Here is a 6,632-nt window from a genome sequence, read left to right on the forward strand (position 1 = left end):
AACCCTTATAGAGAAAGATATTTGGCGATTTTTGTCAATTGTTTTTGATCTAGAGCGAACTAATCAATTAAATCTCTTGCCAGATAAGGATTTAGTCGATTTATGCCCCCCTATCGAACCATACCAAGTAACGAAGAGCCTCCTTTACTAACTTAGTGGAAGCGCACGTTTTAAGAGTTATTCGCAAAGTTCATAACATCCCTCTCGATAAAGTTAGACTGGCCCTAGACTATATTAGTGAACAATTTAACACCGATCATCCTCTGGTTCAAAAACAATTTAGTACCGATGGAACTGACCTTTTTATCGAACAATTTGAACATTTAATTAATGCCTCCCGTTCGGGACAATTGACGATGAAACAATTCTTAAATAATCTCTTAACTCGTATTGAATCGGATGAACAAGATATCGCCACACGGCTTTTTCCCACTATCGACATAAATGGGGAAGACTTCAGCAATAAAGTCCTAAAGATAGACCCTAATATTTCCTTCGGAAACCCCGTGATCACAGGAACAGGAATTCCCACTAAAGTTGTCACAGAACTTTATGATGCGGGGGACTCTATAGAAGATATTGCCAATGATTATAATTGTCAACCTTGGCAAATTGAAAAAGCGATTTTATTCGAGTGCAATTGGCAAGCGGCATGACCTATCAATACACCTATTTTATAGACCGCGCTTTAGGAAAGTCTATCGGTGAAGCTTTGCAAGAAATAGGGGTTAAAATTGAATTTCATCATGCCCATTTTGCCCCAGATGCACCGGATACAGATTGGCTACCTATTGTTAGTCAAAGAGGATGGATAGTATTAACTAAAGATGTAAACATTGGTAGAAATATTTTAGAAGTTCAACAGATAGCCCGTTATCAGGCTCAAGTATTTGTTCTAGTTTCTGGCAACTTACCTCGTCAAACTATGATTAATATTTTTGTCGAAACAATCGATAAAATCGAAAGAATAAACCAAGATAATTAAGCTCCTTTTATCGCCAAAATATACCAAAATTTTCAAGTCAAATTGTGGAAAAATAAAAATGAATTAACCAGAATACTAGAAACTATGTAAAACTTATTAAAATATTTTTTATTCAGTAAAAAATTACAGCTAAATTTGTTGACAATATTCTCACCATTACCTCTGATGCAATTGTCGAAATTGTCTGAGCAGTGAACTGGTTCAATCAACTTCTTAATCCCCCCACTTGCTGTTAAATTTATCTCCGTTCACTTCACCCAGGGGAAGGGGGGACTTCTGGCGAGATTTGAGTTAAACTAGAAAGGTTGACTATTGACAAACATCGATCGCACAGGAGTAAATTATGTCTAGAGTCTGTACTATGACGGGGAAAAAGGCCAATAACGCCTATGCGGTGTCCCACTCCCACCGTCGCACCAAAAAATTACAAGAAGCTAACCTACAATGGAAAAGAGTTTGGTGGTCGGAAGGCAACCGTTGGGTAAAACTACGCATCTCTACCAAAGCTATCAAAACCATTGAAAAGAAAGGATTAGCCGTCTTCGCTAGAGAAGTAGGCTTAAACTTGAATTTGTACTAAGCGAGTAGTTCATAAGTAGAGACGAATCGGCTGTATGGTTGACTCCTCTGCTTTTGATTATTAAGTATTGCAACAGGCCGTGATGTGGGGTGAAAACTACCTTTAAGATTAAAAACTTAAAACGACCTGTTCAGGAGAATTTCAATGTACTCAACCCTATTAATGGCCGCCACCGCCGTACAAGGTTCCAGCGAATGGAGTCCCAAAGTGGCGATTGTCATGATTATCTGCAATATTCTCGCTATTGCTTTCGGTAAAGCGACTATTAAACAACAAAATGTCGGTCCTGCTTTACCTTCCCCCGCTTTATTCGGTGGTATGGGATTAGGCGCTTTACTGGGTACTACCAGTTTTGGTCATGTCCTCGGCGCCGGTGTCATCCTCGGTCTTTCCCGTCTGGGAGTTATCTAAATATGTTTTGATTTTCTCAATCGGTGGCCAAAAGTCACCGATTTCTTTTGTGAAAAATTCTGGACTATATAAGTAGGTAGGTGTTAAAAATTATCAGATGCCCCCCTTATTAAGGGGGGATTAAAGGGGGGACTAAGGGGGGATCGGCACCCCCCTTATCAAGGGGGGCAGGGGGGATCGGCACCCCCCTTATCAAGGGTAGGGTTGATTCATGAATCAACCCTACCTTATCAAGGGGGGATATAGGGGGGATTTAATTAGAACCACTTACTTATAATAAATATGACCTTACCTCAAAAAAATTCTTTTTGGTACGATGAGCGATTTCAGAAGATTTTTCTACAGGTAATTATCCTGCTAATTGTCTGCCTAATTTTCTGGTTTTTTGGTCGCAATTTAGTGATTAATTTCCAACGCCTACGCTTAAGTTTTGGCTTTGGCTTTCTCTTTGATCCTGACCGACCAGCCTCTTTTGCGATTGGTGACTCTCCTATTGCCTACAGTCCCACCGATACCTATTTTCGCGCTCTTTTGGTGGGATTAGTTAATTCCCTCCGCATTATGATTACTGGCATATTTTTGGCGATTAGTCTGGGAATAGTCATCGGTTTAGGTCGCTTGTCGGATAATTGGTTAATTCGTCAGTTGGCAACAATTTATGTGGAAACTATTCGCAATACTCCTTTATTATTACAATTATTTTTCTGGTATTTTGCTGTATTTCTGAAACTGCCGAAAGTTGAGGACTCTCTAGAGTTTTTTGGCAGGGTATTTTTAAATAACTCAGGAGTCTATTTACCTTTTCCCGCTAATAGTTTCAGGACATGGTTAGCCTTAGCTATCATTGCTTTAGGAATAATTATCTCAGTATTTTTATGTCTAAAAAATAAACTTAGTTTATGTCTAACTAGCCTACTAATCCTAGTTATAATTCCTCTAATCTGGGGTTTACAATGGCAAAGTCCCCAAGTTAATCCTCTTAATCAAAATATTGACTTTGGTTTACATCTTTCTTCTGAGTTTGCTACTCTCTTAATCGGTTTAACTGTTTATACAGCTGCCTTTATTGCGGAAACGGTACGGGGGGGGATTCAATCGGTTAATCGGGGACAATGGGAAGCAGCTAAAGCCTTGGGATTAAAACCTTTATTAGTGATGAGATTAGTAATTTTTCCCCAAGCTTTGCCAGTGATTATTCCTCCTTTAACTAATGAATGTTTAAACCTGGTTAAAAACTCTAGTTTAGCGATCGCTATTGGTTATAATGATATTTATGCTATCTCTAGTACCATCGCTAATCAGACGGGAAAATCTGTAGAGATGTTAATAGTAGTTATGGCCACCTATTTATTCTTTAATCTGGTGATTTCTCTGGCTATGAATCAATTAAATCAACGGGTAAAAATTCAGGAAAGATAGGGTGTGTTAGCAAGCGCCTAACGCACCGAATCGCACCAGAATTTAGCGATAAAGTAACTAATGAGCATTAGCAGAATATAAAGCGGTGATAATTGCTGTCACCGCAGGACTAAGACTAGATAAAACCACCACAGAAGCGGTGGCAATGATGATAGTAGTAGCCATTCTCACCATACCATCTGTACCTTTTTGATAGGCATCAAATTTATAATCTAAGCGGTCAACTTTTTGACCAAGTTCTTCTCGCAATTGAATCAACGCCGCTCTGATGTCATCATTACTGGGATTTTCGGGAATTTGCATGACCTTGATTAGCAATCAACTAACAACCGCCTATATTATAGCAGTTCTTAGCCATAAATTACAATTTTTTATCAGGAGGAGGAGTCAATCGCCAGCGCACTAAAAAACTATCAATACTTTCTAAACATTCCAAGTCATCTTTAGGTAAATAAGAATTTTTTGACAAGAAAGAAAAAGCCTGGTGACACTCTTGACTATCAGCTTGAATCGGACTAGCAAAATGACAAGGAATAACCTGTTTAATCGGCCATTGGCAAATTCTATCAACCCATTGACTCACCTCGTCAGTATTGCGATTAAGAATCAAAGTTTGCAAAATTGGTGCTACTATTAACCTCCCCTCGCGACGCAAATTTAAAAAAGTCTTTTGCCAATCATCACCCCATTGAAAAGGGAATAAACCAAAATAGGCTTTTTTACTCCTTTCCTGAGCAGTAAAAGCATCTCTGAACACCTTAATCCAATTGGGAACAGCTAAAACAGGAGGTTGAAAATAAAGAGCAAAAAGACAAATTCTCTGCCAACCCCGACGGCGATTTTCTGGGGTATCCTCTACCATATCCTTAGCACTATTTTTAGCGTGAAACAGCAGCGGATAGGGGTCTAATTCTAAAATAGCGGGGGGATTTTCTGGGATAGAAATAATGCCATCAGTCAGCAGCAGAGTTTGAGAGTAGTGATGAAAAAAAGCCACTTCCGAGAAGTATCCCACATTCAGATCAATTGCGGGTAAAATTTCATAACTAAAATCTTTTCCTAAAGGAGTGGTTGCCGAGTCAGCAGGTAAAATTTCTGTTCGTTTTGCCGGTAAACCCAACCAACTCAAAGGTAAATTAAGAGGAAAACTCCATTGATTAGGAGCAACATAAACTATAGCCTTAGGAAAATAACGGGCAAAAGGACCGACAAAAACCTTATGTTCAATGCCAGAAATCGTCGGTAAAATAATATATTTAACTTCCCCGTGTTCACTTTCCAACTCACGCATTAAGCGAATACATTCAGGAGTCGGGGCCACTGGTGCATAAACAAATAAACCCCCGGATGCTAACTTAATTACCGTCATGCGAATCGGCACAACCACATAGAAAATACCCTGCAATTGCTCAAATGTCCAGAGCGTATCTTTCACCACTTCTTGGCGAATTGTCCGTCTTTGACCGTAGGGATAAAGTGGTACAATTGGCCAAAAAGGCCATGATAAATCTTGCGGACTAATTGCGGCTTTTGTCATCGTCTGATTCTATCGCTGAAAATCTCTATTTTAGTTATCATAAACCCTTCTAATCCCCATGACTGATAAACTGCCCATTGATTCTTTGGTCAATACTTGGAATAGTCTCACGGGGGAAGTGATGAAAAGACTCCCCATCGACCAGTTGACTAATACTGTCCTGCAATGGTTTAGTGTTAGTGACACTCAAGTGGCGGAAATTTTAGAAAAAGTCCGTCAAGAATTACCCACCACCGAGGCGCTGTTAATCGGCAAACCGCAAACGGGAAAAAGTTCGATTATTCGGGGAATAACGGGAGTTTCGGCGGAAATCGTCGGGCAAGGTTTCCGTCCCCACACCCAAAACACCCAGCGCTACACCTACCCCGCGGAAGACTTACCCCTGTTGATTTTTACCGATACGGTGGGGTTAGGGGATGCCTATCAACACACAGACAGGGTAATCGCGGAATTATTAGCAGATTTAGCCGAAAACACGGGACGCGCCCAAGTTTTTATCGTGACGGTAAAAATTGATGATTTTGCCACCGATAGCCTTCTGGAAATTACCAGACAACTGCGGCAAAAATACCCTAAAATCCCCTGTTTACTGGCTGTAACCTGCCTTCATCAGCTTTATACTCCTAATACCGCCGATCATCCCCCTTATCCTCCCGATTGCGAGGATATCAATCGCGCCTATCAAGAAATTAAAGAAACTTTTAAGGATTTATACGACAATTCTGTGCTAATAGACTTTACCCTAGAGGAAGACGGTTACAACCCCGTTTTTTACGGTTTAGAGGCATTTAGAGACAATTTAGCCGATTTATTGCCAAAAGCCGAGGCTAACACCATCCACCAACTTTTAGATCGGGAAACCAGCAATAAATTAGGCAATCTCTATCGGGACGTGGCCCGACGCTATATGTTAGCCTTTTCCGTCATAGCGGCAACCTTGGCGGCGATTCCCTTACCCTTAGCGACTATGCCCGTGTTAACCGCCCTACAAGTGTCAATGGTGGGGGTTTTAGGCAAATTATACGGTCAAGTCTTAACCCCATCCCAAGCCGGTGGAGTCGTCAGTGCGATCGCTGGCGGCTTTTTGGCCCAGGCCATCGGTCGGGAATTGGTGAAATTTATCCCCGGTTTTGGCAGTGTCATCGCCGCTTCTTGGTCCGCTGCCTATACCTGGGCCCTAGGAGAGGGCGCTTGTGTCTATTTTGGCGATTTAATGGGGGGTAAAAAACCCGATCCTAAGAGGATTCAAAGGGTTATGAAAGAGGCTTTTTCTGCTGCCCAAGAAAGATTTAAAAATGTCGCTACGCGAGGAGATAATTGATCGGTATTCAAAGAATATAGTCATTTCACATAAATCTGATCCACTCTAGTGGATTGTTTCAGCTAATTTGGTGCAATAGATTCTCCCGATTCCTCCTCCTCAAAAACTGGATAAAGATGTTTCAGCTTGACCCTAGCATCGCTGGTCGTAAACGTCCATATTACTGTAGATGCAGTCTGATTACGTTCTTTTTGCCAGGTTTCTATCTCCCTTTTTAGTTCTTCCTTGCTAGAAATCCTGGCTCTTCGGGAATTGTTATGCAAATAATTAACTTAAAATAAAATTCGATGAGAGCGCCTACGCTCAAAAGTATCTGAAATCCATATAGGGAAGGACTTAAGGCATCAACAGGTTAATACCAAAAGATAGACAATCGAGT

Annotated in this window: 6 protein-coding genes and 3 pseudogenes; 6 read left to right on the forward strand and 3 right to left on the reverse strand. The window is 40.7% G+C overall.

Annotated elements, in window-relative coordinates; all coding sequences use genetic code 11:
* Nucleotides 1-140 precede the first annotated feature (140 nt).
* The 5 genes and pseudogenes from IM450_RS09310 to IM450_RS09330 form a co-directional block, all read left to right on the forward strand.
* Nucleotides 141-656: pseudogene (locus IM450_RS09310) on the forward strand (DUF433 domain-containing protein); the annotation flags it as partial.
* Nucleotides 653-1,075 (forward strand): annotated as a pseudogene (locus IM450_RS09315) (hypothetical protein). The pseudogenes IM450_RS09310 and IM450_RS09315, both read left to right, overlap by 4 nt.
* A 253-nt stretch (nucleotides 1,076-1,328) precedes the next feature.
* Nucleotides 1,329-1,565, forward strand: a complete 237-nt coding sequence (gene rpmB / locus IM450_RS09320; protein WP_002732080.1) for a 50S ribosomal protein L28 — start codon at nucleotides 1,329-1,331, stop codon at nucleotides 1,563-1,565.
* Nucleotides 1,566-1,709: 144 nt separating this feature from the next.
* On the forward strand, nucleotides 1,710-1,976 hold the full coding sequence (gene psaK, locus IM450_RS09325) for a photosystem I reaction center subunit PsaK (RefSeq protein ID WP_002734065.1): 267 nt from the start codon (nucleotides 1,710-1,712) through the stop codon (nucleotides 1,974-1,976).
* 282 nt (nucleotides 1,977-2,258) lie between these two features.
* A complete protein-coding gene (locus tag IM450_RS09330) occupies nucleotides 2,259-3,395 on the forward strand; it encodes an amino acid ABC transporter permease (RefSeq protein ID WP_287670426.1) in 1,137 nt (378 codons plus the stop codon).
* A 57-nt stretch (nucleotides 3,396-3,452) separates the two neighbouring features.
* Here the strand turns inward: IM450_RS09330 and IM450_RS09335 are convergent, their stop codons facing one another.
* The gene (locus IM450_RS09335; RefSeq protein WP_002800439.1) at nucleotides 3,453-3,698 is read right to left on the reverse strand and encodes a hypothetical protein; all 246 of its coding nucleotides are present in this window, start codon (nucleotides 3,696-3,698) and stop codon (nucleotides 3,453-3,455) included.
* Nucleotides 3,699-3,756: 58 nt separating this feature from the next.
* Nucleotides 3,757-4,932, reverse strand: a complete 1,176-nt coding sequence (locus IM450_RS09340) for a DUF4336 domain-containing protein (RefSeq protein ID WP_287670428.1) — start codon at nucleotides 4,930-4,932, stop codon at nucleotides 3,757-3,759.
* Between the two features lie 58 nt (nucleotides 4,933-4,990).
* Here IM450_RS09340 and IM450_RS09345 point away from each other — a divergent pair, with 58 nt between their 5' ends.
* On the forward strand, nucleotides 4,991-6,253 hold the full coding sequence (locus IM450_RS09345) for a YcjF family protein (protein ID WP_287670430.1): 1,263 nt from the start codon (nucleotides 4,991-4,993) through the stop codon (nucleotides 6,251-6,253).
* A 62-nt stretch (nucleotides 6,254-6,315) separates the two neighbouring features.
* Here the strand turns inward: IM450_RS09345 and IM450_RS09350 are convergent.
* Nucleotides 6,316-6,492, reverse strand: a pseudogene (locus IM450_RS09350) (IS630-like element ISMae25 family transposase); the annotation flags it as partial.
* Nucleotides 6,493-6,632 lie beyond the last annotated feature (140 nt).

This window comes from Microcystis sp. M083S1 (assembly GCF_020246405.1).
GTDB lineage: Bacteria > Cyanobacteriota > Cyanobacteriia > Cyanobacteriales > Microcystaceae > Microcystis > Microcystis aeruginosa_C.

Bases quoted from the DNA above. Each gene is read 5' to 3' on its own strand.
- IM450_RS09330 (WP_287670426.1), top strand. From the start codon at position 2,259: ATGACCTTACCTCAAAAAAATTCTTTTTGGTACGATGAGCGATTTCAG.
- rpmB (WP_002732080.1), top strand. From the start codon at position 1,329: ATGTCTAGAGTCTGTACTATGACGGGGAAAAAGGCCAATAACGCCTAT.
- IM450_RS09345 (WP_287670430.1), top strand. From the start codon at position 4,991: ATGACTGATAAACTGCCCATTGATTCTTTGGTCAATACTTGGAATAGT.
- IM450_RS09335 (WP_002800439.1), bottom strand. From the start codon at position 3,698: ATGCAAATTCCCGAAAATCCCAGTAATGATGACATCAGAGCGGCGTTG.
- IM450_RS09340 (WP_287670428.1), bottom strand. From the start codon at position 4,932: ATGACAAAAGCCGCAATTAGTCCGCAAGATTTATCATGGCCTTTTTGG.
- psaK (WP_002734065.1), top strand. From the start codon at position 1,710: ATGTACTCAACCCTATTAATGGCCGCCACCGCCGTACAAGGTTCCAGC.